Consider the following 24,268-nt stretch of genomic DNA (forward strand, 5'->3'; position numbering starts at 1 on the left):
GGGTACGGTCTTCATGCTAGCGGAGCCGGCGGTAACCGGCACCGGCGATGAGAACTCCTTGAAGTATTCCTCGAAGTATTCGATGAAGTGGGCCGAATGGCTTGCCGAGGGCAGGATCGGCCCCTTCCCCGCAGCGATCGTCATGATCGCGCTTTATTGCTGCGCACAGATTGTCGTGCTGCCGCTCGTGAGCCTTTGGGCGGGGACCGCGGTCGGCGTCGATGACTCCGAACAGCTGATGTATATGCGGTTTTTGTGGGCGGGCTATGGCGGCGCTCAGCCGCCGCTTTACTCCTGGCTCGGCTGGCTGGCGTCATCGGTTTTCGGAACCAACATCCTCGCACTTAAAGTACTGAAATATTCCCTGATTTTCGTGGCCCTGGCCTCGGTCTTCGTCGCGGTGCGCAAACTCGGCTATTCCCAGCGCACAGCGGTTGCCGCTACTCTAGGTCTGTTGCTGTTTCCTCAGCTGACCTGGGAAATGCAGCACACCTTGTCGCATACCGTTGCCGCATTCTGCTTTTCGGCGCTGCTGCTGCTTGCGCTTATCGAGCTTCTGCAGCGCAAATCGCTGCTGGCCTACGCCTTGTTCGGCCTGGCGATCGGTGCGGCTGTGCTGGCGAAATACAACAACGTCATCCTGCTTGCCGCGATGCTGCTGGCGACCTTGTCGATGCGCGAAACCCGCCAGGTCATCCTGCGTCCGCAAATCATGATCAGCATGGCCGTGGCGCTGCTGGTGTGCCTGCCGACACTGTATTGGACCGCCATGCATCCGAGCGAATTGCTGGCGCGCAGCTATAAGTTCGGCATCGATGAAGGCGACGGTGCTTTCCTCGTCGCGTTGAAAGGCATCGTCGACTTCGCCGGAGCCGTACGGAATTTTGCCATCGTGCCGTTCGTGACTTTTGCAGTGGCGATGCTGGCGGGACGGATCCTTCCATCGACGCTTCGCCAGCGGCTTCCAGATTCGGAAAAATTCTTGTGGCGCGTTCTCGGCTTCGGGCTCTGCATCACGACTATCCTGGTGATCGCCAGCGGCGCCACCATGTTCAGAGCGCGCTGGCTGTTGCCGGTCCTGTTTCTTCTGCCTGTCGCGTTCGCTGCCCGCATGGATGCCCTTGGCGACAAAGGCAGGACCGCGCAATACCTCACCATCGCCGTTGCAGCCACGCTGGCCGTGCTGGTCTTGCCGGCGTCGTGGGCTTACCAGGTCTATGGCGGAAAAGGTATGGGACGTGTCGCCCGTCTGGACTACCAGACGCTGTATCATGATCTGACCGCGGATGGCGCGATCAAGACGGTTACGTCGGACTGGCACTGGGTGGGCAACCTCAGGCTCGTCGATCCCGACCTTGTCGTGCTCGGAAAGGAGGTGCCGGGTTTCGCTGCATTGCTGCAGGAACCGGCTATTCTGATCTGGCTCGATAAACCGGACCCGGCGCCGGAAATCCTCGACCGCATCCATCAGGCGGGTTTCGTCCTGGATGGTGAAACCCGCACCCTCAGGGTTCCCGAATTTTTCGGCTCGAGCGACGGCCGGCTTGTGACCGTCGCCAAGTTGAAAAGGCAGGAGGCAAAATGACCGTCCGGCGATCGGCTGGCCATCTGTGATGACCGGATCTGGCACAAGGACCGGAAAATGAGTGAGCAAGGCGTCGAGCGACGATTCGGTCGCCACCGCAAGATCATGCCGTTCGACCCGGACGAAGCGGGCTCCATCGATGCGCTGCGCCGGAAGTCGCGGCAGAAGGCTGCTGAGCTCAACCAGCATGTGCTTGGCTATGGCGCACTGGCGGAAGCCGAGTGGCAAGCCGCCGACATCGCCGCCCCCGACCTGGCCGCCATGCGGCAATACCGGCTCGACCGCATCCGCGCCGAGCTGAGGCGTCGCGACTACGCGGGAGCTCTGCTCTACGATCCGATCAACATCCGCTACGCAACCGACTCGACCAACATGCAGCTGTGGGTGGCGCGCAATCCGACACGGCATTGTTTCGTCGCCACTGACGGGCCGGTCGTGCTGTTCGACTATTTTTCCTGCGAGCACCTTTCCGAACATTCCGGCGTCGTCGACGAGGTGCGGCCGGCAGTGTCGTGGACGTATCTCTACGGCGGCGAGCTGACTGAACTGAAGGTCCGCCGCTGGGCGGCCGGCATCGCCGATCTGGTGAGGGAGCATGGCGGCGGCAACAACCGGATCGCGGTCGACCACATCAATCCCGAGGGTGTCGAGGAACTCGCCCGCCTCGGCATTTCGATCGGCAATGGCGAAGCGGTGATGGAGAACGTGCGGCTGATCAAATCGCCCGACGAAATCCTGGCTATGCGCCGCTCGATCGTCGCTTGCGAGGCGGCGATGCGCGAGATGGAAGCCGCGCTCGTCCCGGGCATTTCCGAGAACGAATTGTGGGCCGAGCTTCACCGCGGCAACATTGCGCGCGGCGGCGAATGGATCGAAACCCGGCTCTTGTCATCCGGCCCGCGCACCAATCCGTGGTTTCAGGAATGCTCGTCGCGGACGATCGAAGCCGGCGATCTCGTCGCCTTTGATACCGATCTGATCGGCCCCTACGGCTTCTGCGCCGACCTGTCGCGCACCTGGCTCTGCGGCGACGCCAAGCCGTCCAACGCGCAACGCGACCTGTTTCGCATCGCCGCCGACCAGATCGCCCACAACACCGGCCTGATGCAGCCCGGCATATCGTTCCGCGACCTCGTCGAACGCTCGGCAGTGCCTCCTGGGGACTGTTTCCCGACGCGCTACGGTGTGCTTTATCATGGCGTCGGTCTGGCCGACGAATACCCGACGCTGCCGCATGCTGACGACTGGACCGAGGACACGCCGGACGGTGTTCTCGAAGCCGGCATGGTGCTGTGCGTGGAGAGCTATATCGGCCGGCTTGGCGGCCACGAGGGTGTCAAGATCGAGGAACAGATCCTGGTCACCGCAGCCGGCAACGAGCAGCTTTCGACCTATCCGCTCGACGAGCGGCTGCTCGGCGGCTGAGCGTTCTCAGCCGGCCGCCGCGACGGCCTCACGCATCGCAGCGACAATCTCTTCCGGTGTCGCTCTGGAGGTGATGAACGGCAGGCCCTTGCGCCGCCTTGTCCAGCCGACGACTGCCAGCTTCTGTGCCGCAGGCTCGAAGCGCTGCGCCAGCACCCAGCTCAGGCAATCGATTGCCGCGACATCGGCCCTGCCCTCGGCAATCGCGACGATCGACGCGCGGTGGCCGCCGCTTTCGCTGCGCTCTGAGAAGATGTCCAGGCTCTCGCCCATCGCCTTCAGATCGCGCGTCAGCCCTACGAGGCCCGACATCGAATCGGAGCTGTTGAAGGTGAAGCGCATGCTGCGCAGCAGGTCGAGAGGAACGAGAGGGCTGCCGTCATCAGGCGATCGAGCAGACGGCGCACCGTCCGCGCGCATCACGAGGGCGCTCGAATAGAGTTCGCCCTGCCCGCCTTCGAAGGCATCGTAATTCGGCTGGCCGATCACCTGGACATGCTCCGACAGGCCGATTTCCATCGGACCCCAGCAGGTTTGCGCGAACAGCAACGCCGGATGCAGCCAGAGCCCGTGAAAATCCAGTTCGTCCGGCGGCAGCGTCGCCGGATCGGGCGCGATGACCTTTCCGGCGGCGTCGCGGATGCCGCCTTCTACAGGCCGCAAATCAGCGTTGACGCGAGCGATGGTCTGCGGCGCGTCGATGCCTTTTTGCCGGAAGACATCACGCAGCCGCGCCCATTGGGCATCGACCTCGCCGCGCATTTCGGGCCAGTCATACATCGGCAAGGCGGCAACGAAATCGCTCATGCCGGGATTTTGATCTTTACGCTGAGAAACTGACGAGACCATTGATACGCGCACCTGGGCATCGCCGCCGGCGATGCCGCAAATTCATTCCTTCGGCGGCTCGGCAGGCACCGGCGCGCTGCCAAGCCCATTGAGGCTGCGCGCCCTGACGCGCGGCTTGAACGCCCGGCCCGGTTCCGGCGTGCGCCGCAGCACCGGGTGGACGACCGGCTCCTTCGCCTTGAAGGCATATGCCTTGAGCAATGCAAAATAATTCGGAAAGGCGTAGCCATTGTTCATCCGCAGCCATTCGTCACGGCGCTCGGCAAACAGCTTCGGCAGCCGGTACCAGGCCACGGTCGGGCTCTTGTGATGGACGAGGTGCAGGTTGTTGTTGAGAAACAGCAAGGACAGCGGCGAACGCTCGACGATCACCGTGCGACCTTCCGGATGCTCCGACCACTGGTGCTCGGCGAAGGTACGGATCGAGATCAGCGACTGGCCGAGCCACACCGGCACCAGGACGTAGAGCCACAGCGGGATGCCGAAGCCGAACTGCACGACAGGCAACACCACGGCGAGGCCGATCGCGTGCAGCAGCCATGCCTTGCGGATCACCCTGTCGCCGGCAAGCATCTGCTTGGCATCGTCGATGAAGAAGCCGATGCACGACAGCCACGGGCCAAACACGAGGCGGCCGATCATGGTGTTGTTTATTTTCAGCAGGAACTTCATCGCCGGCGGCAATTCGTCATGGTGCCACAGCGCCTTGTAGTAGCTTTCGGGATCGTCAAGCGGATCGGTCAACCGTTCGTCGGCATGATGGCGCAGATGAATGATCTTGAAACGGCGGAACGGCCAAACGAGGCCGATCGGCAGGAAGACGAACGCTTCGTTGAGCTGCGCATTGCGGGTCGGATGGCCATGCAGGATTTCGTGCGCCAGCGAGGATTGCAGCGCGACCATCAAGGCCAGAGCGACGAGCGCCAGCAACGGGTAGGACGGCCAGAGGAGCAAGCCGGCGGCGAGCCAGGTGCCATAACAGAAGAATGCGAGAAATACGGTCGGCCATTCGATGGCCGGTGCGCTGCGTCGTCTACTACCTGTGTTCGTCATGCGATCGACCACTGCCCTTCCAGTCGCCGGAACTCCGTGATTCCTGACAACATTGTGTCAGGAGCGTTGAGTTGCTGCAACGCGACAAAGCGCACTAGATGTTGCGATTGCGCATTTTCAGCCGCATATGTTATCTATTGTAAACAAGTCAGAGGATTCATTTACGCCTGAGACGCCGCCTTGGCGGATTTGGCGAATTTTTTTCCTCCTAACGGCAGGAATGACGATATGGACAAACGCGACCTGTCGACGGTCTTTCGGGAGCGCCTGAAAATGCTCTTGACACGGTCCGACTTGAACCAGTCAGCCTTCGCGGCCGCGGTGGGCATCGACCGTTCCGCGCTTTCGCAGCTTCTGTCCGGCGCCTCGACGCGCCTTCCCCGCGCCGAAACGCTGCTCAACATCGCTGCCGAATTCAAGGTGTCGCTCGACTGGCTGCTCGGCCTCAGCCAGGACGAAGGCGTTACCGGTGAAATCCGCGAAAGCCTGGAGATCGAGGAGGCGCCCGACGGTTTCGACCGCACGCTGCTGGCCAGATGGCATGCCGAGGCCGCGGGCACGAAAATCCGTTACGTGCCGGCCGGCATCCCCGATCTTCTGCGCACCGAGGCGCTTGTCGACTACGAGGCGGGCATCGCCAACAAGAGCCGCGAAGCGCAGGCCGGCGAGACGCAGTATCGCATCGACTACAACCGGCGGCCGGAAACCGACATGGAAGTCTGCATGCCGCGCCACACGCTGGAGATCTTTGCGCGCGGGCTGGGCGTGTGGGATCGTTTCCCGGAGGCCGACCGCCACCAGCAGCTTCTCCATATGGCGACGCTGCTCGACGACCTTTATCCGACCTTCCGCCTGTTTCTCTATGACGGGCGGATGCGCTATTCAATCCCCTACACCATCTTCGGGCCCTATCGCGCCGCCATCTATGTCGGCGACATGTATCTGGTGCTGAACGCGACCCAGCCAGTCCGCACGCTGACCAGCCATTTCGACAATCTGATCCGCGCCGCCGACGTCAACGCGCATGAGGCCGCCAGCTTCACGCAAAGGCTGGCGGAAATGCGATTTTGACGGTCTGTTTCCCGCGCTGACATTGACGGCATATAAAGAGTTCTTTATATGTTTATCCCGATAGAAAATTCCCGGAAGGCGTATTTCCAATGACCAATCCGATCGACGCGCTGCTTGCCGAAAAGGGCGTTCTGCTCGCCGATGGCGCCACCGGCACCAACCTGTTCGCCATGGGGCTGGAGGCCGGCGAGGCGCCCGAACTCTTGAACGAGACGGCACCCGACACCATCACCAGCCTGCACCAGAACTTCGTCGATGCCGGTGCTGACATCATCCTGACCAATTCCTTCGGCGGCACTCGCCACCGGCTGAAGCTGCACCATGCACAGGATCGTGTGCATGCGCTGAACAAGCGCGCCGCCGAGATCGCCCGCGCTGTCGCCGATGGAGCCGGCCGCAAGATCATCGTGGCCGGTTCGGTCGGCCCGACCGGCGAGTTGCTGGTGCCGCTCGGCGCCATGACCTATGACGAGGCGGTCGAGGCCTTTGCCGAACAGATCGAGGGCCTGAAGGCCGGCGGCGCCGAAGTCGCCTGGATCGAGACCATGTCGGCGCCGGACGAAATCCGCGCCGCTGCCGAAGCCGCGATCCGCGTCGGCCTGCCCTATACCTATACCGGTTCCTTCGACACCGCCGGGCGCACCATGATGGGGCTTTTGCCGAAGGACATCCACGGCGTCGCCGATGGGCTGTCGCAGGCGCCGCTCGGGGTCGGCGCGAATTGCGGTGTCGGCGCTTCCGACATCCTCGCCTCACTGCTCGACATGACCGAGGCGAAGCCGGAGGCGACGGTGATCGTCAAGGGCAATTGCGGCATTCCGGAATTCCGCGGCGCCGAGATCCATTATTCCGGCACGCCCGAACTGATGGCCGATTATGTCAGGCTTGCCGTCGATGCCGGCGCAAAGATCGTCGGCGGCTGCTGCGGCACCTCGTTCGCCCATCTGGCCGCCATGCGCAAGGCGCTCGACGCGCATACCAGGTCGGATCGCCCGACCGTCGAGAAAATCGTCGAGCGCATCGGCCCGATGCGCAACAAGCAGGCGACAGTCAACACCGCCGAGACCAGCGAAGCCCGTCGCGAGCGCCGGCGCAGCCGTGCCTGACAACGCTGAAAAGAGGCCGGCGAGGTTTCCCTTGCCGGCCTGCCTCACCCGCCCGTGGACTGGTTCCTTATTCTAGATGAAGGAAACCGGGCCGTATCGCCACTACCGATTGCCGCCAAGCGCCGAGGCAAGGCGCACAAGCGAGAGGAACTCGGACCGATACCCAAACGGGTCGGCCCCCCGGGCGGCAGTGGCAATCTCCATGATCCTGTCGTAACCGAACTTCGCGGTCGCATCCTCGTCGCGCAGTTTCTGGCCGAAGGCCGCGACGGCGACGGAGAAACGCTGGTCGGTGCTGGCCTGATCGAAGCTCGACACCTCGTTGGCTGATGTCACCGGCGTGGTGATCAATTTCGAGGCATCCTCGTTCGGCAGCTTGTAGCGGATTTTCACGAAAGCATATTCGTCGGCGTTAGCGACGCCGCCATTGTTCACCGACGCCTGGCCGTAGCGCAGCGGGTCGATCTGCTCGCCGCCGCTGCCCTTCGGCGTAACCTCGTAGATCGCGGTGACCGAATGGCCGGAGCCGATCTCGCCGGCATCGACGCGGTCGTTGTTGAAATCCTCGCGGTTCAAGGCACGGGTCTCGTAGCCGATCAGCCGGTATTCCGAGACCTTGTTCGGGTTGAACTCGACTTGGATCTTCACGTCCTTGGCGATGGTGAACAGTGTCGAGGACGCATCCTCGACCAGCACCTTCTCCGCCTCGGCCAAAGTGTCGATATAGGCGGCAGTGCCGTTCCCATTCTGGGCGATGGTCTGCATCATCTGGTCGTTCAGATTGCCGCGGCCGAAGCCGAACACCGACAGGAACACCCCGGTCTTACGCTCCTTTTCGACCAACCGCTTCAGATCGTCGTCGTCGGTCTGGCCGACGTTGAAGTCGCCGTCCGTGGCGAGCATCACGCGGTTGATCCCGTTGTTGACGAAGGACTCTTGCGCCAGGCTGTAGGCTTGCCTGATGCCCGCCTCGCCGGCCGTGCTGCCGCCGGGCCTCAAAGTATCGATGGCATTGAGGATCTTGTCCTTCTCCGAGACCTTGGTCGGTTCGAGCACGGTGCCGGCATCACCCGCATAAGTGACGATCGAGACCGTGTCGTCCGGCTTCAGCCTGCTGACCAGCAGCCGGAAGGCCGACTGCAAGAGCGGCAGCTTGTCCTGCTCGTTCATCGAGCCCGACACGTCGATCAGGAACACCAGATTGGCCTTGGGCTGCTCGGCCGGTTTGACGTCGAAACCCTTGATGGCGACATGCATCAGCTTGGTGTGCTCGTTCCACGGCGTCGGCATGACGCTGACGGTCGAATTGAACGGCGTCGAGGCAGAATCCGGCCCTTTCCAGTCATAGGGGAAGTAGTTGATCATCTCCTCGACGCGGACAGTGTCGGCCTGCGGCACGAAACCTTCCCTGAGCGAACGGCGCACGAAGGAATAGGAGGCGGTGTCGACATCGATCGAGAAGGTCGAGATCGGGTCTTCGAGTGCTGCGCGCACCGGATTGGTCTTGAAATCCTCGACGCGGTCGCGGTTTTGCTCCGGCAGCGGCATCTGGTCGGCCGGCATGGCTTGCGGCTGCACCATCAGCTTGGATTCGGCTGTCGTGCCGGGCTGGGCGCTTGCACCGCCGTCCTGTGCGAACTGGCCGCTCGGCGCGGGCGTCGGCGCATTGCGGGTCAGCGCATCCTGGTTCGCCAGGCCGCCAACGGCCGCCGATTCGGACTTCGGCGGCGAAGCCGGCGCGACAAGCGCCTCGGCCGCGACGCGGCTTTCGCTGTCGGCGTCGGCTTTCTTCTGCTTGTCGGCCTCGGCTACGGCAAGCGGTCTCACCGTGGCCGGCCGTTCAGCCGCCGGTTTGTCGGCCAGCGTTTCGGTTATCTTGCCGTCTCCACCGGAATGAAATGACTGCTCCTGCAACATATAAATGGCGGCGTATCCGGCGATCGGCAGGGCGACGAGCCCGGCAATGGCCGGCGTGGCGATGAGTTTCTTTTGCATGATTTCGCTCCAGAGCTTTTGTGCTCGCTCTGTGAGACGAAGCCCGTTCGCCGATCCTTGGGCGGCAGGTGAAGTTTTTTCGTCCATGTCGGCCTCGTAGGCACGCATGGCGGCCTCGAAGGCACGCGCCTTCGCGTCGGTACCCGGCGCCGGTGCTGCGATGTCGCGCAGCCTCCTGAGTTCGTTGTCGTCGACCATGGTCACACTTCCCCGGCTGAACGCATGAGCGTCTTCAACCGTTTCTTCGCTTCATGGATGTGCCAGGAAACCGTCGTCTCCGAGATCGTCATCGCCTCGGCGGCGGCGGCGTGGCTCAACCCTTCGCCATAGACGAGCAGTACCGCGTCGCGCTGCTTGTCCGGCAGCATCCGCACCGCCGCCCAAAGCGCCTCGGCCGGATCCTCGGGATCGGCCGAAGCCTCTCCCGAGATCAATGCGTAAGCGCCATAGGCTTCGGTCTTGACCGTCTCGCGGGCGGTCTTGCGCATCATGTCGCGCGCTGCGTTCAGCGTCATGGTGTAGAGCCAGGTCGTGAAGGCGCCGCTGCCGTGATAGTCGCGGATCGCCCGGCCGAGCCGGACACAGACTTCCTGGGCGATGTCCTCGGCGTCGGCCTTTTTCCCGCACCAGCGATAGGCGGCGCGATAGACGAAATCATAGTGCCTTTCGAGCAATCTGCCGAAAGCCCTTCTGTCTCCGCCTTTCGCCCACCCGATCAGCTCGGCGTCGGAGGCTTCGCTTTCATCCAGCATCAGCGCCATCATTTGCTTGTTGGACGAAGGCTAATGGCGATTCCTTGGGGCGGTGGAAAGATTTTTTTGGGAGGCGGTCAGAGGGGACCACCGGCGCACTACTCCAGTGTCTCCGCAAACAGCGTCGTCAGCCGCTTCCAATGGCGCTCGGCGCCGGTCGCATTGAAGACGCTGTGATCCGGAACGCACCAGCCATGCGCCATGCCGGCGTAATTCTCGATGACATGATCGACCTCAGCCGCGCGCAGCGCTTCGGCCAGCCGCGCCGCCTGCTCCGGGGGGAAACTTCTGTCCACGCCCGCGGTGCCGACATAGACCCGCGCCTTGATCGATGCAGCCTTCCGGTGCGGGCTGTCGGCGGCGTCGCTGGCCAGATTGCCGCCATGGAAGCTGGCGGCGGCAACGATGCGATCGGGATAGGTCGCGGCGGCGTTCAGCGCCCGCGCCCCACCCATGCAATAGCCGACAGTGCCGACCGGTCCGGTCAGGCCTTCGGCATCGAGCGCATCGAGAAAAGCGCCGCTGTCGCGGATGGTCATGTCCTGTGTCGTGCCGCTGAGGAGACCCGTGATGACAGCCTTGCGCTTCTCGTCGCTGAAGGCGGTCTTGGCCTCGAAGGGGCCGTAGGGCGCGTTGCGGTAGAAAAGGTCCGGGACCAGCACCGCATAGCCCTGCCCTGCGAGTTTCTCAGCTATCTGGTCGAGCGCGGGACGCGGGCCAAAAGCGTCCATGTAGAGGATGATAGCGACCTTGGACGATGGAGCAGTTGCCGAGCGGAACAATCCCGCTTTGGCGATGCCGTCTTCGGTCTTGATCTGAATGTCCTGCTTCGCCATTGCCTGCTCCATTTGATTGCCGTGCGATACATATCCGTGCCGGAGGGTTGGGCAAATCAATGGTGGATCCGCCACGTTCACAAATGCGTATCTCCCAGGCTACGATGGCCTGACAGCGAACAGCGCGTTTCAATTTGGCCATAGGACAGAGCTCATATGTGGCTGACGGCCTTCCTAGCTTTTTTCGCGGGTGTTTTTGGCGCCAATGGCGTCCCTCATTTTGTCAGCGGGATAACCAAGGGTTCCTACCCTTGCCTCTTCGGCAACTCTGCTATCCCCAATCTGATAGCCGGCTGGGCTAGCTTCGTCGTGGCGACCCTCTTCGTCTACGCGACCGATTTCGCACAGTATCCCGCCGTCTCGCTGGTTTCGGGCGCCATCGGGGTCCTGCTGATGGGTCTCTTTCATGCAGCGGGGCTGGCTTTCGGCCGAAAATCCTAAGACCGACAGGTCTCGTTCAGCCGCCTAGCTAGCGCGCGAAAGCTGCCATGTGGAAGGCCTGAACCTCCGGCGGATAGCGATAGGATGTTCCATACGGACAGGCATTGCGGTCGAGGCAGCCACCCGTGCGGCAAGGCGAGCCATCGGCGCCGCGCACGTACCCGAGACAGGATTGGTAGGCAAAACCGCGCACGGAATAGGCTTCGATAGGGCAGGATTTCAGGCAAGGTTTTTCGACACATGCATCGCAAAGATGAATCGCTTCGCGAGTTTCCTCAAACGCAATCTCGGCCTCGAACAGCAGCGCGCCGCGGTAGGCGTGCCAGAGCCCGTATCGCGGATGCATGAGGATGCCGAGCGGCGATGGTTTTAGTCCCTCCGCCCGCATCGCCCATTGCTGGAACGGCAGATAGGGCCTGTCGGACGGCGACACGGCACGCGCGCCGAAGTCGTTCGCCACCGCGCCGATGACTTCGCGCGACCATGTGTCGAGCGGATTGGCGATGACCCGCGACTGGCTCTCGCGCCAGCGCAGGAAATGCGGCCAAGGTGCTGCACCCGCCTGCCCTACCAGCACGATGGATTTGGCGGGAGCGCTGGAGAGACCGAACGGCGTGTCCTCGCCATCGGCAAAATTGAAGCCGCCGCGAAGCATGAGACCGTAGGCGGAAAGCGCTGCCGCTATATCTTCGATCATGCTGCGCGCAACACTCACCCCTTCCTGTCCGGATCAGAGAAGGCGCTCCGCCAGACTTCCTTGTGGATGATGTTGGCGACTTTAGCCCCGCCTGACTCGGGCTCCTTTCAGGTGAAGGCGTCGGCCATCGACGCCTTCTTCCTGGCGATGAAGTCCTTCAGCCCATCGTCGATGCCCTGATCGAGATGCGGCGCCTCGTAGCTTTCCAGCCAGCGGCGGGCGAGTTCGTTGGCGCGTTGCGGCGCGGTCTTTTCGCCCTCGGCCAGCCACTGCTCATAGGAGTTGTTGTCGGCGATGTTGGAACGGTAGAAGGCGGTCTGGAAGTTGGCCTGGGTGTGGTCGCAGCCGAGATAGTGGCTGCCGGGACCGACCTGGCGGATGGCATCCATCGCCTGGCCGTTTTCCGACAGGTCGACACCTTCGGAGAATTTCTGCGTCATGCCGAGCTGGTCGATATCCATCATGAATTTCTCATAGCAGGAGGCAAGCCCGCCCTCGAGCCAGCCGGCCGAGTGCAGCACGAAATTGGTGCCGGCGAGGATCGTCGAGTTCAGCGTGTTGGCGCTCTCATAGGCCGCCTGCGCGTCCGGGATTTTCGAGGCGCAGAGCGAGCCGCCGGTGCGGAACGGCAGGCCAAGCCGGCGGGCGAGCTGCGCCGCGCCATAAGAAACCAGCGACGGCTCCGGCGTGCCGAAGGTCGGCGCGCCCGACTGCATCGAGATCGACGAGGCGAAGGTGCCGAACAGCACCGGCGCGCCCGGCCGGATCAGCTGCGTGAACGACGCGCCAGCCAGCACTTCGGCCAGCACCTGCGTCAGCGTGCCGGCGACCGTCACCGGGCTCATCGCGCCGGCGAGGATGAACGGCGTGACGATGCAGGCCTGGTTGTGGCGCGAATAGACTTTCAGCGCCCCCAGCATGGTCTCGTCGAACACCATCGGCGAATTGGCGTTGATCAGGCTGGTCAGCACCGTGTTGTTCTCGACGAAATCGTCGCCGAACACGATCTTAGCCATCGCCACCGTGTCCTCGGCCCGCTCCGGCGCGGTCACCGAACCCATGAACGGCTTGTCGGAATATTTGATGTGGCTGTAGACCATGTCGAGATGGCGCTTGTTGACCGGCACGTCGACCGGCTCGCACACCGTGCCGCCCGAATGGTGGATCGACGGCGCCATATAGGCGAGCTTCACGAAATTGCGGAAATCCTCGATCGTCGCATAGCGCCTGACGCCGTCGAGGTCGCGCACGAAGGGTGGCCCATAGACCGGCGCGAAGACCGTGGCGTTGCCGCCGATCTGTACCGAGCGCTCGGCATTGCGGGCGTGCTGGGTATAGAGGGACGGCGCGGTCTTCAGCAGCGAGCGGCAGAGGCCCTTCGGGAAATGCACGCGCTCGCCCTTGACGTCGGCGCCGGCCTCTTTCCAGAGCTGCAGCGCCTCGGCGTCGTCGCGAAAGATGATGCCAATCTCCTCGAGCACCGTGTCGGTGTTCTTTTCGATCAGCGCCAGCCCTTCCTCGTCCAGCACCTCATAGACGTTGATCTTGCGCTTGATGTAAGTGAGCTGGGTGCCTGGGCCGCCGCCCGAGCGCGCCGCCCGCCGAGCAGCGGCGCCGCCGCTGGCAGCGCGGCCACGTCGGGCGTTTGACGCTTCCTGATCGACTGGCGCGTTTTCACTCATGATCGTTCTTCCCTGACTTTTGTCCTGGCCCTGATTTTGCTCCGGCCTGAATTTTGTTCTGGCGCGAAATCCGTATGCGGCCGCATATCGCGGCTTCTGGCCGGATCGTAGTCATGCACCCTATTCGAAACGGCCCGCCAGCGCCAACGCCTGTCGCAAAATCGACAAGAATTCCAATAGATTTGCGGTCGCTTTCCTTTTGCGGGAAGTCGCAAATCAGCTATGGATACACGCCCCTTGCGGGTTAGGTATTACCGTTGCATTTCAGGTGCCGTGATTGTTTCCGCACGGCAAGGAGCCCGAGAAAAAATGGCCGACGACGAGATCATCCTTTCCGAGCTTTCCGACGACGAGCTCGTGCAGCAGATGCATGACGACCTTTATGACGGGCTGAAGGAAGAGATCGAGGAAGGCACGCAGATCCTGCTCGATCGCGGCTGGGCGCCTTACAAGGTGCTGACCGAGGCGCTGGTCGAAGGCATGCGCATCGTCGGCGAGGATTTTCGCGACGGCATCCTGTTCGTGCCGGAAGTGCTGCTGTCAGCCAACGCGATGAAAGCCGGCATGTTCATCCTGCGCCCGCTGCTCGCCGCCACCGGCGCGCCGAAGCAGGGCAAGATGGTGATCGGCACGGTCAAGGGCGACATCCACGACATCGGCAAGAACCTTGTCGGCATGATGATGGAGGGCGCCGGCTTCGACGTCATCGACCTCGGCATCAACAATGCGGTCGAAAAATATCTCGACGCCATCGAACAGCACCAGCCCGACATCATCGGCATGTCGGCGCTGCTGACCACGACCATGCCCTACATGAAGGTCGTCATCGACACGATGAAGGAAAAGGGCATCCGCGACGACTATGTCGTGCTGGTCGGCGGCGCACCGCTCAACGAGGAATTCGGCAAGGCCGTCGGCGCCGATGCCTATTGCCGCGACGCGGCGGTGGCGGTCGAGACCGCCAAGGACTTCATGAAGCGCAAGCACAACGTCCGCGCTTCGGCCTGAGCTTGGCGGATTCGGCCTGGACAATAAACAAAGCCGCGCCTTGCAGCGCGGCTTTGTTGTTCCCAGATGTCAGTATCGGGTCAAGGATTTTCGACGGTATCCTCAACCGCGTTGGCTGTCGATTTGACATCCCTGCCGACACCGCGGATCGTGTTGGCGCAGGCCGAAAGAGCCAGGGCGCAAGCAAGAATGGCGATGGGGCCAAGGCGCAACAGTTTCATGGACGGTGTCTCCCTCGTTCGATAGATTCGAAAATCATTAGCAACGAAACCGTTCTATGAGCGCCGTGCGAAAACCACAACCCGATCAAGGCGACAGGCTGCTCGTCATCGCCTGCGGGATGATTGCGCGCGAAGTTCTTGCCGTCAAGGAGCAGCTGGCGCTCGACCATCTCGACCTGACCTGCCTGCCGGCGGAGTTCCATTTCTACCCGGACCGCATCGCGCCGGCCATGGACAAGGCAATCGAGAAGGCGAAGGCGGACGGCTACAGAAACATCTTCGTCGGCTATGCCGATTGCGGCACCGGCGGCCTGCTTGACCGCGTCTGCGAAAAGCACGGCGTCGAGCGCATGGCCGGGCCGCACTGCTTTGCCTTCTACCAGGGCATGGACGCCTATGCGAAGGTCGCCGACGACGACATGATGTCATTCTACATGACCGACTTCCTGTGCCGGCAGTTCGACGCCTTCTTCATGAAGCCGCTTGGCCTCGACAGGCATCCGGAGCTGATCAAGGACTATTTCGGCAATTACGAGAAGCTGGTCTACATCGCCCAGACCGACGATCCGGAACTCGATAAGGTCGCCGAGAACGCCGCGAGAATGCTTGGCCTCGCCTATGAGCGCCGCTCGACCGGTTATGGCGACCTGACGACGGAGCTGGCGCAAGCCGCAACCATCCCCTGACGATCAGGGAGGCGCCTCTTCTGCCGCGATCGCCGTGAGCACATCGGCAAAGCTCGTCCTGCAGACGAAGCCAAGCCTGTCCCTCGCCCGCGAGGCGTCGTAGACGCGGTCGATCGAGGAAAACATCGTCCAGCCCCTCCGCGCATAGAGCGCCGGAAACTTCGGAAAATAACGCGCGACGACTGACGGCGCGTCGGCGATCAATGCCTCGCAATCATCGAGCCGGAACGGCGTTGGGGCCGAGACGATGAATATATCGAAGCCCAGTTGCGGCGCCTTGTCCAACGCCGCGATATGGGCCTCGGCGGCATCTTCCACGGTCAGCCGACGAAACAGCAGCTCATTGGCCTTGGTGTTGGCGTCCGACTGCTCGATGGCGTGCGCCATGTCGTCTGCCTCGGGAAAGAACCGGGCGGTGCGCAGCACGATCACCGGCAATCGGGACTGGATGTGATAGAGGCGGCAAAGGTGCTCGGCCGAAAGTTTGGTGACGCCGTAGATGTTGCGCGGCTCGGGCGACATGTCTTCCGTCAGCCAGGCGGCCTTGCGCGCGCCGCCGGTGAAGCCGGCGCGTATGGCTTTCGAGATCATCAACGAGGTCGTCGACGTGAAGACGAAGCGCTGAACGCCCGATGCCACCGCCGCGTCGAGCAGGTTGAGCGTGCCGCGCACATTCGTCTCGACGAAATCCTCGTTGCGGTTGTGTTCGATATCAGGCTTGTGCAGCGCGCCGCTGTGGACGATCGCCTCGATGCGGTTTTCCCCGACCATCCGCATGACCAGGTCACGATCGGTGACCGAGCCGATCATCTGCGTCTGCGCCGATGGGACGGGATCGAGGCCGACGACGTCATGGCCAAGCGCCCGCAGCCGCGGCGCGAGCGCGCTGCCCAACCAGCCTGATGATCCCGTAAGTAATATCCGCATCGGTGAAGCCAGGATTTTTAACCTGGCCACTGTTAAGCATGGATGACGGGCCGCCGCGAGCAGGTAAGTTATGAGCCAAATGAGAAAACAGGCTGTTCCAGCCATCGACCAGGAAACGCACCGATGATCGCTCGCCTCATGATTGCCGCAGGAATTGTCTGCTTCACCCTGCCCGCGCTCGCCGACGGCGAGGTGCAGAAGCTCATCACGCCTGCCGACAAGGCACGGCTCGACAAGTATGACGAGACGCGCAAGACAGCCCTTGATGAAGCCAGGGCCGGCGACGCCGCCGAGGTCAAGCAGCTCGACGCCTTGCTGGCAAAGCCGCTGGTCTCGTTTTCCGACGCGGACCTGACCGGGAACTGGCTGTGCCGTACCATCAAGGCCGGCGGACTAAGCCCGCTCGTCATCTATGGCTGGTTCAAGTGCAAGGTGAGCGACGATGGTTCGGGCTGGATGCTGGAAAAGATCACCGGTTCGCAACGCACCAAGGGCCGTTTCTTTGATGACGGCGAAAAGCGCTCGATCTATCTCGCCTCCTTCTCCGTCAACAACGATCCGGCAAAACCCTATGGCAGCGGCCCACAGAGCGACCAGGTAGGCTACGCCTTTCGCAACAGCGTCGACGAATGGCGCATCGAATTCCCCGCGCCCTATTACGAATCGAAGCTCGACATCCTTGAGCTCAAGCGCTGAGCCTGCAGCCCTGACACCAAGCCGATCACCAAGGATTAACCCGGGCGGTCTAGCATCCCGCGCGCTAAGACCATGTCTTCACGGGCGGCACGTCGCGAACCATGAAACCCCAGAAATCAAACCTGCGGCCGATAGTCGTCGTCACCGAAGGCGGGCCGCATATCTGGACCATCGTCAACGCCATCAGTGACCGGCTGGGTCCTGTCAGCGTCATCCTCGAAACCCCTGAATCCAAAAAGCAATTGCTGATCGGGCGTGCTCGCCGCCAAGGCTGGTTACAGGCCGCCGGGCAGCTTGGCACGATGGTGCTGACGCGGCTTGGCAAGCGGTTTTTCGCCGGGCACGCAGCACGCATGATGGCCGAACAGAAGCTGCAGACGGAACCGAAGCCCGAACAAGCGATCATCCACGTTCCCTCGGCCAACGCGCCGGAGTGCCTGCAGGCGATCGCGGAAATCCAGCCCGGCGTCGTGCTGCTCGCCGGCTGCCGCCTGCTGTCAAGCCAGACTCTGGCGAGGATCCCTTGCCCGGTCCTCAATTACCATGCCGGCATCGCTCCTAAATATCGCGGCATGAATGGCGGTTACTGGGCGTTGGCCTCGGGCGATGCGCAAAATTTCGGCACCACGGTGCATCTGGTCGACGCCGGCGTCGACACCGGCGGCGTGCTGCGGCAGGTGCGTGGCAAACCTGCGGCAGGCGATACGATTTCAAGCTACGCTTTGCGGCAGGCGGCGTTCTCGCGCGACATCTGCGTCGAGGCGGTCAGGGACGCACTGGCCGGCAAACTTGCCACATCAGATCCCGGCCTGCCTTCGAAACAATGGTACCATCCAACGATCTGGTTCTATCTCTGGACCGGATTGCGTCGCAACGTGTGGTAAGGGCTAGTGCCGCGAATCTCTGTATGCTATTGTCATACAGAGAGCGAGATTTTACCTGATGTCCAACATGGCCCCCGTCAGCGTTCGCGTCACCTCCGACGAGCGTGACATTCTCGAAGCCGCCGCCAAGCAGGCCCACACCAACCTCAGCGACTTCATCCGGCGCAAGGCCGTCGAAGCCGCCGAAATGGAGGTGCTGAACGGGCGCGTCGTGACGATTCCCGCAGTCGATTGGGAAAAGTTCGAGGAATGGGCGAAATCGTCGCCGAAGACCCTTCCCGGATTGCGTAGGCTCGCGGCGTCACGGCCGGTATGGCAGGATTGACGCCGCCTCGGCCGCTTGCCGCAGATGACGACAGGGATACTTTCGATTGCGGTCGCGAGTCGCTCAACAGCTGGCTTCGCCGCCATGCCTGGCGCAATCAGCAGGATGGGGTCTCGCGCACGAGCGTTATTCGCGCGTCCGCCAGCATTGCCGCCTATGTTGCTCTGAGCGCCGGTCAAATCGAACGGGCATACTTGCCAAAACCAACGCAACGCAACCGGCCCGATCCCATCCCCGTAATATTGCTCGGTCAACTTGCCGTCGACCGCAGATATCAGGGTCGCGGCTATGGGCGCTCCCTTCTTTTGTTCGCGCTCAGGACCGCGGTTCGGTTCTCCAGCGAGATCGGCTGCTTTGGCGTCCTCACACACCCACTCGACGAGGCCGTGAGAGGCTTCTATCGCGACTTCGATTTCCAGGATCTCCCATTCGAGCCGAAACGAAGCATGATCGTCCGCATTGCCGATTTGAGACAGAGCGGCTTCGGCGAGGAATGACGAGCGCTTATGCCGATGCTCCTTGGCCAGCCCTTGTTACATTGATTGCCCTTTCAGCAAGGCAAGGATCAAATATCCCCGGCTTTCATTTCACGGTCTCCAATTGCGTCGCTTTTGAATGCGCGCGCGTCGTCCCATAACAAGCAGCCCAACAGCGCTTCCGGCAATGCTCGAAATGTCGAGGAGTAACAATTCATGGCCGATCTGATCGTCGTCTACTGGCGCGACATCCCCGCCCAGGTCATCGTCAAGAAGGGCCGGCAGAACGCCAAGCGCGAACTGCCGCTGCGCTTTACCGAGGCGATCGACATGTGCGCCATGCGCACCGGCGCTGGTGGCACCGACGACTACCTGGCCGAATGGCGCAAGGCCGATCCCGTGCCGGTCGGCGACGATCTTGAAAGCGAGGCCGAAAAAGCCCTCCAGGACCTCGACGCGAAATATCACCGCGAGCGGTTGGTCGCTCTGGTCAAGGCGGGCGGAAAAGAAAATGTCTGAAATTCAACCGGCGGTTACCCAGGCCACATTGGTCAAGAAGGCAGCGCCGAAATCCGACTATAAGCCGGCCGACGTGTCGCCGCAGCGGCGCGTCCAGCGCTCTTTTGCGGTGCGGCTGTGGTCGATCCGCCATTCGCGATTGCTCGAATGGTTCTATAGCCGGTTCGCCGACATGTTCCTGCTGCTGCATCCGCTATGGAAGGGCATCGGCTACGGCCGCGTCGAGGGGCCGATCAAATTCGTCGAAAAACGCGTCAAGGGCTTCATGTTCGACTGCCGCATGTGCGGCCAGTGCGTGCTCTCCTCCACCGGTATGTCGTGCCCGATGAACTGCCCCAAACAGTTGCGCAACGGGCCTTGCGGCGGCGTCCGCGCCAACGGCAATTGCGAGGTCGAACCCGATATGCCTTGCGTCTGGGTCAAGGCCTGGGAAGGCTCCCGGAACATGGTGCATGGCGACAAGATCCTCGACGTGCAAAAGCCGGTCGACCAGTCGCTGCGCGAAACCTCGGCCTGGCTGCGGGTGACCGCGCAGGCCGCCGCCGCGCGCGAAGCCGCCCAAAACGCCGCCAAGACTGGGGCATCGGCATGATCGGCCGCCAGCGCGACGAGAACCCGGCCGGCATCCATCTGCCGCTCGACCCCTTGCCCGGCCACACATCGCGCGGACGGCTGGAGCGCGTGCTTCGGCGCGGCGAGTTCGCGGTGACCACCGAGCTTAACCCGCCCGACAGCGCCGATCCGGAGGACGTCTACAACCGCGCCAAAATCTTCGACGGCTGGGTCGACGCCATCAACGCCGTCGACGCGTCGGGCGCCAACTGCCACATGTCCTCGGTCGGCATCTGTGCGCTGCTGACCCGCATGGGCTATGCCCCGATCATGCAGATCGCCTGCCGCGACAGGAACCGCATCGCCATCCAGGGCGACGTGCTGGGCGGGGCAGCAATGGGCGTCGCCAACATGCTTTGCCTGACCGGCGACGGCGTACAGGCCGGCGACCAGCCCGGCGCCAAGCCGGTGTTCGACCTCGACTGCATGTCGCTCCTGGAAACCTGCCGCATCATGCGCGATAACGGCAAGTTCCTGTCCGGCCGCAAGCTGACGACGCCGCCGCAGCTTTTCCTCGGCGCGGCGATCAATCCTTTCGCGCCGCCGATCGATTTCCGCCCGCATCGGCTGGGCAAGAAGATTGCTGCCGGCGCACAATTCGTGCAGAGCCAGTACTGCTTCGACGTGCCGATGTTCCGCGCCTACATGCAGCGGGTCCGGGATCTCGGCTTCACCGAAAAATGCTTTATCCTGTGTGGTGTCGGGCCGCTGGCCTCGGCCAAGACCGCCAAATGGATTCGCTCCAACGTGCCGGGCATTCATATCCCCGATCAGGTCGTCAAGCGGCTGGAAGGTGCCCAGGACCAGAAGAAGGAAGGCAAGCAGCTCTGCATCGACATCATCAACGAGGTTAAGGAAATTCCCGGCGTATCCGGCGTTCATGTGATGGCCTACCGCCAGGAGGAATACGTCGCCGAGATCGTCGATGAATCGGGCGTGCTGAAGGGCCGGCGGCCGTGGAAGCGCGAAATCCGCCGCGACGACCAGCTCGTTGCCGACCGGCTCGACCACATACTGCATGACGAGATTACCGAAACCCAGGTGGACATGGTCAAGACCGCGCATTGACGGCGGCCATTCGCTTGATAGAAGATCAGATAGCGATATAAAGAAGTCTTTATATCACGACGGAGAGAGGTTTTCATGACCCGCACCATCGTCGCCTCAGCGACACGAGAAATCATCATCGGCTTCGACCAGCCCTTCTGCGTGATCGGCGAGCGCATCAACCCGACCGGCCGCAAGAAGCTGGCCGCGGAGATGGTGGCGGGCAATTTCGAGACCGTCATCAAGGACGCGCTGGAACAGGCCGCCTGCGGCGCGACCATGCTCGACGTCAATGCCGGCGTCACCGCCGTCGATCCCAACGCAACCGAACCGGCGCTGCTGGTGCAGACGCTGGAGATCGTGCAGGGTCTGGTCGACCTGCCGCTGTCGATCGACAGTTCGGTGTCCGCCGCGATCGAGGCGGCGCTCAAGGTCGCCAAGGGCCGGCCGCTGGTCAATTCCGTCACCGGTGAGGAAGAAAAGCTCGAAGCCATCCTGCCGCTGGTCAAGAAATACAACGTTCCGGTCGTCGCCATTTCCAACGACGAGACCGGCATTTCGATGGATCCGGACGTGCGCTTCGCCGTCGCCAAGAAGATCGTCGAGCGCTGCGCCGATTTCGGCATTCCGGCGCATGACGTGGTCGTCGACCCGCTGGTCATGCCGATCGGCGCACTGGGCGACGCCGGCCGCCAGGTCTTTGCCCTCCTGCGTCGCCTGCGCGAAGAGCTCAAGGTCAACACCACCTGCGGCCTGTCGAACATCTCGTTCGGCCTGCCGCATCGCCACGGCATCAACGCAGCCTTCATCCCGATGGTGATCGGCGCCGGCATGACCTCGGCGATCATGAACCCGGTGCGCCTGCAGGAGATGGAAGCCGTGCGCGGCGCCAACGTGCTGAATGGCACCGACGAGAACTGCACCAACTGGATCAGAACCTACAAGGACTACAAGCCGGCCGAAGGCGGCCAGGCGGTGGCGGCCCCGACGGCGGTCAACGCGCCGGGCGAAGGCGGCGGCAATGGCGGCCGCCGCCGCGGCGGCCGCGAAGCCCGCATGGCCCGGGGTTGAGCCATGACTTGGCCGACACGATATGGTGCTTAGAACTGTTGGGAGGAACGGGTTCGAACCGCGGCGGCACCGCTGTCGCGGCCCAGGTTTCAAAGTTCGCGCAACTTAGAAAGTAAAGTCTGGAACGGATGAACTCTCCTGCCAACATCACCGATCCGCTCGTGCTGTTCATGCCGTCCGGCAAGCGCGGGCGGTTTCCGGTCGGCACGCCGGTGCTCGATGCCGCGCGCCAGCTCGGCGTCTATGTCGAGAGCGTGTGCGGCGGACGCGCCACCTGCGGGCGCTGCCAGATCGAGGTGCAGGAAGGCAATTTCGCCAAGCACAAGATCATCTCCTCCAACGACCACATTTCACCCAAAGGGGCGAAGGAAGAGCGCTACGAACGCGTGCGCGGCCTTCCCGAACGCCGCCGCCTGTCCTGCTCGGCGCAAATCCTCGGCGACCTCGTCGTCGACGTGCCGCAGGACACGGTCATCAACGCGCAGACCATCCGCAAGGACGCCGACACCAGGGTCATCGCCCGCGATTCGGCAATCCACATGTGCTACGTCGAGATCGAAGAGCCCGACATGCACAATCCATCAGGCGATCTCGATCGCCTGAAGATCGCACTGATGAAGGACTGGGGTCTCAAGAGCCTCGACTTCGATTTCCATCTCCTGCCGCAGGTGCAGGGCATCTTGCACAAGGGCAACTGGACCGCGACCGCCGCCATCCACAAGGATGCCGACAGCGAGACCGCGCGGGTCATCTCTTTGTGGCCCGGTCTCAAGAACGAGGCCTATGGGCTTGCCTGCGACATCGGCTCGACCACCATCGCCATGCATCTGGTGTCGCTGCTGTCGGGCCGCGTCGCAGCCTCGTCCGGCACGTCGAACCCGCAGATCCGCTTTGGCGAGGATCTGATGAGCCGCGTTTCCTATGTGATGATGAACCCGGACGGCCGCGAAGGCATGACGGTCGCGGTGCGCGAGGCGATCTCAGGCCTTGTCGACAAGGTCTGTGCGGAAGGCAACGTCCAGCGCAACGACATCCTGGATTCGGTTTTTGTCGGCAATCCGATCATGCACCATCTGTTCCTCGGCATCGACCCGACCGAGCTCGGCGGCGCGCCCTTCGCGCTGGCCGTCTCGGGTGCCGTGCACATCAAGGCGTCGGATCTCGGCCTGAAGCTCAACCAGGGCGCCAGGCTCTACATGCTGCCTTGCATCGCTGGCCATGTCGGCGCCGACGCGGCCGCAGTGACGCTCTCGGAAGGCCCGCACCGCCAGGACGAGATGATGCTGATCGTCGACGTCGGCACCAATGCCGAGATCGTGCTCGGCAATCGCCAGCGGGTCGTGGCGGCCTCCTCGCCCACTGGCCCGGCATTCGAGGGTGCGGAAATCTCCGGCGGCCAGCGCGCCGCGCCCGGCGCCATCGAGCGCGTCCGCATCGATCCCGATACGCTGGAGCCGAAATACCGGGTCATCGGCTCGGACCTGTGGTCCGACGAGGCTGGCTTTATCGAGAGCGTGCAGGCGACCGGTGTCACCGGCATCTGCGGCTCCGGCATCATCGAAGTGATCGCCGAGATGTATCTGGCCGGCATCATCTCCGAGGACGGCGTCATCGACGGATCGCTCGCCGCGCGCTCGCCGCGCGTCATCGCCAGCGGCCGCACCTTCTCCTATTTGCTGAAGGAAGGCGAGCCCAGGATCACCATCACCCAGACCGACGTGCGCGCCATTCAACTCGCCAAGGCCGCCCTTTATGCCGGCACCAAGCTGCTGATGGAAAAGCAGCATACCGACCATGTCGACCGCATTCACTTCGCCGGCGCCTTCGGCTCCTTCATCGATCCGAAATACGCCATGGTGCTGGGGCTGATCCCCGACTGCGATCTCGACAAGGTTTCGGCCGTCGGCAACGCCGCCGGCGCCGGCGCACGCATGGCGCTGCTCAATCGCGGCTATCGCCGCGAGATCGAGGAAACGGTGAGCCGGATCGAGAAGATCGAAACCGCGCTGGAGCCGAAGTTCCAGGAGCACTTCGTCTACGCCATGGCGCTGCCGAACAAGATCGACCCGTTCCCAAAACTGTCGGCGGCGGTGAAACTGCCACCGCGCAAGACGGTCAGCGAGGACGGCATTGCCGGCGATGCCGCCCCGCGGCGGCGTTCGCGCGAAGGCCACGCCGCCCGGCGCGGCCGGGGGTAACATCCCGCCGGCGGAAGCGGCCCTTCACCGTCGATTTCATTTGTATGCGAATGTTTCCAGATCGGCCGATCTGGAAACGAAGACGCTGTTTTCGTGAAATCCGCCA

General features: G+C 62.8%; 25 protein-coding genes. 16 read left to right on the forward strand and 9 right to left on the reverse strand.

Annotated elements, in window-relative coordinates:
- The first annotated feature begins 13 nt into the window (after positions 1-13).
- Together EJ066_RS25585 and EJ066_RS25590 are read left to right on the forward strand one after the other, a co-directional pair.
- Positions 14-1,585, forward strand: coding sequence for a glycosyltransferase family 39 protein (locus EJ066_RS25585; protein ID WP_126042727.1), 1,572 nt, complete (start codon positions 14-16; stop codon positions 1,583-1,585).
- A gap of 57 nt (positions 1,586-1,642) precedes the next feature.
- On the forward strand, positions 1,643-3,010 hold the full coding sequence (locus EJ066_RS25590) for a Xaa-Pro peptidase family protein (RefSeq protein ID WP_126042728.1): 1,368 nt from the start codon (positions 1,643-1,645) through the stop codon (positions 3,008-3,010).
- A gap of 6 nt (positions 3,011-3,016) precedes the next feature.
- Here the strand turns inward: EJ066_RS25590 and EJ066_RS25595 are convergent, their stop codons facing one another.
- Together EJ066_RS25595 and EJ066_RS25600 are read right to left on the reverse strand one after the other, a co-directional pair.
- The gene (locus EJ066_RS25595) at positions 3,017-3,817 is read right to left on the reverse strand and encodes a PhnD/SsuA/transferrin family substrate-binding protein (protein WP_126042729.1); all 801 of its coding nucleotides are present in this window, start codon (positions 3,815-3,817) and stop codon (positions 3,017-3,019) included.
- Positions 3,818-3,901: 84 nt separating this feature from the next.
- On the reverse strand, positions 3,902-4,912 hold the full coding sequence (locus EJ066_RS25600; RefSeq protein ID WP_126042730.1) for a fatty acid desaturase: 1,011 nt from the start codon (positions 4,910-4,912) through the stop codon (positions 3,902-3,904).
- A 228-nt stretch (positions 4,913-5,140) separates the two neighbouring features.
- On the opposite strand from EJ066_RS25600, the gene EJ066_RS25605 reads away from it, so the two are divergent.
- Entirely contained in the window at positions 5,141-5,983 is an 843-nt protein-coding gene (locus EJ066_RS25605) for a helix-turn-helix transcriptional regulator (protein ID WP_126042731.1), read from the forward strand.
- A gap of 89 nt (positions 5,984-6,072) precedes the next feature.
- Entirely contained in the window at positions 6,073-7,089 is a 1,017-nt protein-coding gene (gene bmt, locus EJ066_RS25610; RefSeq protein WP_126042732.1) for a betaine--homocysteine S-methyltransferase, read from the forward strand.
- A gap of 102 nt (positions 7,090-7,191) precedes the next feature.
- On the opposite strand, the gene EJ066_RS25615 is transcribed toward bmt, so the two are convergent.
- From EJ066_RS25615 to EJ066_RS25625, 3 genes are all read right to left on the reverse strand, one after another.
- Positions 7,192-9,282 carry a VWA domain-containing protein gene (locus EJ066_RS25615; RefSeq protein ID WP_126042733.1) on the reverse strand — a complete coding sequence of 697 codons (2,091 nt, stop codon included), beginning with the start codon at positions 9,280-9,282 and terminating at the stop codon, positions 7,192-7,194.
- Positions 9,283-9,284: 2 nt separating this feature from the next.
- On the reverse strand, positions 9,285-9,845 hold the full coding sequence (locus EJ066_RS25620) for an RNA polymerase sigma factor (protein ID WP_126042734.1): 561 nt from the start codon (positions 9,843-9,845) through the stop codon (positions 9,285-9,287).
- An 89-nt stretch (positions 9,846-9,934) separates the two neighbouring features.
- Positions 9,935-10,672, reverse strand: a complete 738-nt coding sequence (locus tag EJ066_RS25625; RefSeq protein WP_126042735.1) for a dienelactone hydrolase family protein — start codon at positions 10,670-10,672, stop codon at positions 9,935-9,937.
- Between the two features lie 156 nt (positions 10,673-10,828).
- Here EJ066_RS25625 and EJ066_RS25630 point away from each other — a divergent pair, with 156 nt between their 5' ends.
- Positions 10,829-11,113 carry a hypothetical protein gene (locus tag EJ066_RS25630; protein WP_126042736.1) on the forward strand — a complete coding sequence of 95 codons (285 nt, stop codon included), beginning with the start codon at positions 10,829-10,831 and terminating at the stop codon, positions 11,111-11,113.
- Between the two features lie 28 nt (positions 11,114-11,141).
- Here EJ066_RS25630 and EJ066_RS25635 read toward each other — a convergent pair whose 3' ends face one another.
- Positions 11,142-11,810, reverse strand: coding sequence for a 4Fe-4S dicluster domain-containing protein (locus EJ066_RS25635; protein ID WP_126042737.1), 669 nt, complete (start codon positions 11,808-11,810; stop codon positions 11,142-11,144).
- A 107-nt stretch (positions 11,811-11,917) separates the two neighbouring features.
- Positions 11,918-13,492: a trimethylamine methyltransferase family protein gene (locus tag EJ066_RS25640; RefSeq protein WP_126042738.1), complete on the reverse strand. Its 1,575-nt coding sequence runs from the start codon at positions 13,490-13,492 to the stop codon at positions 11,918-11,920.
- A 309-nt stretch (positions 13,493-13,801) separates the two neighbouring features.
- Here EJ066_RS25640 and EJ066_RS25645 point away from each other — a divergent pair, with 309 nt between their 5' ends.
- Positions 13,802-14,500 (forward strand): B12-binding domain-containing protein, encoded by a 699-nt coding sequence (locus tag EJ066_RS25645; protein ID WP_126042739.1) that lies wholly within the window; start codon positions 13,802-13,804, stop codon positions 14,498-14,500.
- Between the two features lie 80 nt (positions 14,501-14,580).
- On the opposite strand, the gene EJ066_RS25650 is transcribed toward EJ066_RS25645, so the two are convergent.
- Positions 14,581-14,721 (reverse strand): entericidin A/B family lipoprotein, encoded by a 141-nt coding sequence (locus tag EJ066_RS25650; RefSeq protein WP_126042740.1) that lies wholly within the window; start codon positions 14,719-14,721, stop codon positions 14,581-14,583.
- Positions 14,722-14,777: 56 nt separating this feature from the next.
- Here EJ066_RS25650 and EJ066_RS25655 point away from each other — a divergent pair, with 56 nt between their 5' ends.
- On the forward strand, positions 14,778-15,407 hold the full coding sequence (locus tag EJ066_RS25655; RefSeq protein WP_126042741.1) for a DUF1638 domain-containing protein: 630 nt from the start codon (positions 14,778-14,780) through the stop codon (positions 15,405-15,407).
- A gap of 3 nt (positions 15,408-15,410) precedes the next feature.
- Here the strand turns inward: EJ066_RS25655 and EJ066_RS25660 are convergent, their stop codons facing one another.
- Complete coding sequence (locus tag EJ066_RS25660) at positions 15,411-16,301, reverse strand: NAD(P)-dependent oxidoreductase (protein WP_245454978.1); 891 nt, start codon at positions 16,299-16,301, stop codon at positions 15,411-15,413.
- A 156-nt stretch (positions 16,302-16,457) separates the two neighbouring features.
- On the opposite strand from EJ066_RS25660, the gene EJ066_RS25665 reads away from it, so the two are divergent.
- The 9 genes from EJ066_RS25665 (at position 16,458) to EJ066_RS25705 (ending at position 24,162) form a co-directional block, all read left to right on the forward strand.
- On the forward strand, positions 16,458-17,030 hold the full coding sequence (locus tag EJ066_RS25665) for a DUF4893 domain-containing protein (protein ID WP_126042743.1): 573 nt from the start codon (positions 16,458-16,460) through the stop codon (positions 17,028-17,030).
- A gap of 101 nt (positions 17,031-17,131) precedes the next feature.
- Positions 17,132-17,914, forward strand: coding sequence for a formyl transferase (locus EJ066_RS25670; protein ID WP_126042744.1), 783 nt, complete (start codon positions 17,132-17,134; stop codon positions 17,912-17,914).
- A gap of 58 nt (positions 17,915-17,972) precedes the next feature.
- Positions 17,973-18,239, forward strand: coding sequence for a DUF1778 domain-containing protein (locus EJ066_RS25675; RefSeq protein ID WP_126042745.1), 267 nt, complete (start codon positions 17,973-17,975; stop codon positions 18,237-18,239).
- Positions 18,227-18,736, forward strand: coding sequence for a GNAT family N-acetyltransferase (locus EJ066_RS25680; RefSeq protein WP_126042746.1), 510 nt, complete (start codon positions 18,227-18,229; stop codon positions 18,734-18,736). Before EJ066_RS25675 ends, EJ066_RS25680 begins: the two co-directional genes overlap by 13 nt.
- Positions 18,737-18,931: 195 nt before the next feature.
- Entirely contained in the window at positions 18,932-19,234 is a 303-nt protein-coding gene (locus tag EJ066_RS25685; RefSeq protein ID WP_126042747.1) for a virulence factor, read from the forward strand.
- Complete coding sequence (locus EJ066_RS25690) at positions 19,227-19,826, forward strand: methylenetetrahydrofolate reductase C-terminal domain-containing protein (RefSeq protein ID WP_126042748.1); 600 nt, start codon at positions 19,227-19,229, stop codon at positions 19,824-19,826. Before EJ066_RS25685 ends, EJ066_RS25690 begins: the two co-directional genes overlap by 8 nt.
- The gene (locus EJ066_RS25695) at positions 19,823-20,914 is read left to right on the forward strand and encodes a methylenetetrahydrofolate reductase (RefSeq protein ID WP_126042749.1); all 1,092 of its coding nucleotides are present in this window, start codon (positions 19,823-19,825) and stop codon (positions 20,912-20,914) included. Before EJ066_RS25690 ends, EJ066_RS25695 begins: the two co-directional genes overlap by 4 nt.
- 75 nt (positions 20,915-20,989) lie before the next feature.
- On the forward strand, positions 20,990-21,964 hold the full coding sequence (locus tag EJ066_RS25700) for a methyltetrahydrofolate cobalamin methyltransferase (protein WP_126042750.1): 975 nt from the start codon (positions 20,990-20,992) through the stop codon (positions 21,962-21,964).
- A 128-nt stretch (positions 21,965-22,092) separates the two neighbouring features.
- The gene (locus EJ066_RS25705; protein WP_126042751.1) at positions 22,093-24,162 is read left to right on the forward strand and encodes an ASKHA domain-containing protein; all 2,070 of its coding nucleotides are present in this window, start codon (positions 22,093-22,095) and stop codon (positions 24,160-24,162) included.
- Positions 24,163-24,268 lie beyond the last annotated feature (106 nt).

The organism is Mesorhizobium sp. M9A.F.Ca.ET.002.03.1.2 (assembly GCF_003952365.1).
Lineage (GTDB): Bacteria > Pseudomonadota > Alphaproteobacteria > Rhizobiales > Rhizobiaceae > Mesorhizobium.

What these genes read in the sequence shown, in the direction of transcription:
- EJ066_RS25685 (WP_126042747.1), top strand. Translation starts at nt 18,932, where the DNA reads ATGGCCGATCTGATCGTCGTCTACTGGCGCGACATCCCCGCCCAGGTC.
- EJ066_RS25645 (WP_126042739.1), top strand. Translation starts at nt 13,802, where the DNA reads ATGGCCGACGACGAGATCATCCTTTCCGAGCTTTCCGACGACGAGCTC.
- EJ066_RS25650 (WP_126042740.1), bottom strand. Translation starts at nt 14,721, where the DNA reads ATGAAACTGTTGCGCCTTGGCCCCATCGCCATTCTTGCTTGCGCCCTG.
- EJ066_RS25700 (WP_126042750.1), top strand. Translation starts at nt 20,990, where the DNA reads ATGACCCGCACCATCGTCGCCTCAGCGACACGAGAAATCATCATCGGC.
- EJ066_RS25635 (WP_126042737.1), bottom strand. Translation starts at nt 11,810, where the DNA reads ATGATCGAAGATATAGCGGCAGCGCTTTCCGCCTACGGTCTCATGCTT.
- EJ066_RS25680 (WP_126042746.1), top strand. Translation starts at nt 18,227, where the DNA reads ATGGCAGGATTGACGCCGCCTCGGCCGCTTGCCGCAGATGACGACAGG.
- EJ066_RS25665 (WP_126042743.1), top strand. Translation starts at nt 16,458, where the DNA reads ATGATCGCTCGCCTCATGATTGCCGCAGGAATTGTCTGCTTCACCCTG.
- EJ066_RS25600 (WP_126042730.1), bottom strand. Translation starts at nt 4,912, where the DNA reads ATGACGAACACAGGTAGTAGACGACGCAGCGCACCGGCCATCGAATGG.
- EJ066_RS25695 (WP_126042749.1), top strand. Translation starts at nt 19,823, where the DNA reads ATGATCGGCCGCCAGCGCGACGAGAACCCGGCCGGCATCCATCTGCCG.
- EJ066_RS25595 (WP_126042729.1), bottom strand. Translation starts at nt 3,817, where the DNA reads ATGAGCGATTTCGTTGCCGCCTTGCCGATGTATGACTGGCCCGAAATG.
- EJ066_RS25630 (WP_126042736.1), top strand. Translation starts at nt 10,829, where the DNA reads ATGTGGCTGACGGCCTTCCTAGCTTTTTTCGCGGGTGTTTTTGGCGCC.
- EJ066_RS25620 (WP_126042734.1), bottom strand. Translation starts at nt 9,845, where the DNA reads ATGGCGCTGATGCTGGATGAAAGCGAAGCCTCCGACGCCGAGCTGATC.
- EJ066_RS25615 (WP_126042733.1), bottom strand. Translation starts at nt 9,282, where the DNA reads ATGGTCGACGACAACGAACTCAGGAGGCTGCGCGACATCGCAGCACCG.
- EJ066_RS25590 (WP_126042728.1), top strand. Translation starts at nt 1,643, where the DNA reads ATGAGTGAGCAAGGCGTCGAGCGACGATTCGGTCGCCACCGCAAGATC.
- EJ066_RS25670 (WP_126042744.1), top strand. Translation starts at nt 17,132, where the DNA reads ATGAAACCCCAGAAATCAAACCTGCGGCCGATAGTCGTCGTCACCGAA.
- bmt (WP_126042732.1), top strand. Translation starts at nt 6,073, where the DNA reads ATGACCAATCCGATCGACGCGCTGCTTGCCGAAAAGGGCGTTCTGCTC.
- EJ066_RS25585 (WP_126042727.1), top strand. Translation starts at nt 14, where the DNA reads ATGCTAGCGGAGCCGGCGGTAACCGGCACCGGCGATGAGAACTCCTTG.
- EJ066_RS25640 (WP_126042738.1), bottom strand. Translation starts at nt 13,492, where the DNA reads ATGAGTGAAAACGCGCCAGTCGATCAGGAAGCGTCAAACGCCCGACGT.
- EJ066_RS25625 (WP_126042735.1), bottom strand. Translation starts at nt 10,672, where the DNA reads ATGGCGAAGCAGGACATTCAGATCAAGACCGAAGACGGCATCGCCAAA.
- EJ066_RS25690 (WP_126042748.1), top strand. Translation starts at nt 19,227, where the DNA reads ATGTCTGAAATTCAACCGGCGGTTACCCAGGCCACATTGGTCAAGAAG.
- EJ066_RS25705 (WP_126042751.1), top strand. Translation starts at nt 22,093, where the DNA reads ATGAACTCTCCTGCCAACATCACCGATCCGCTCGTGCTGTTCATGCCG.
- EJ066_RS25605 (WP_126042731.1), top strand. Translation starts at nt 5,141, where the DNA reads ATGGACAAACGCGACCTGTCGACGGTCTTTCGGGAGCGCCTGAAAATG.
- EJ066_RS25675 (WP_126042745.1), top strand. Translation starts at nt 17,973, where the DNA reads ATGTCCAACATGGCCCCCGTCAGCGTTCGCGTCACCTCCGACGAGCGT.
- EJ066_RS25655 (WP_126042741.1), top strand. Translation starts at nt 14,778, where the DNA reads ATGAGCGCCGTGCGAAAACCACAACCCGATCAAGGCGACAGGCTGCTC.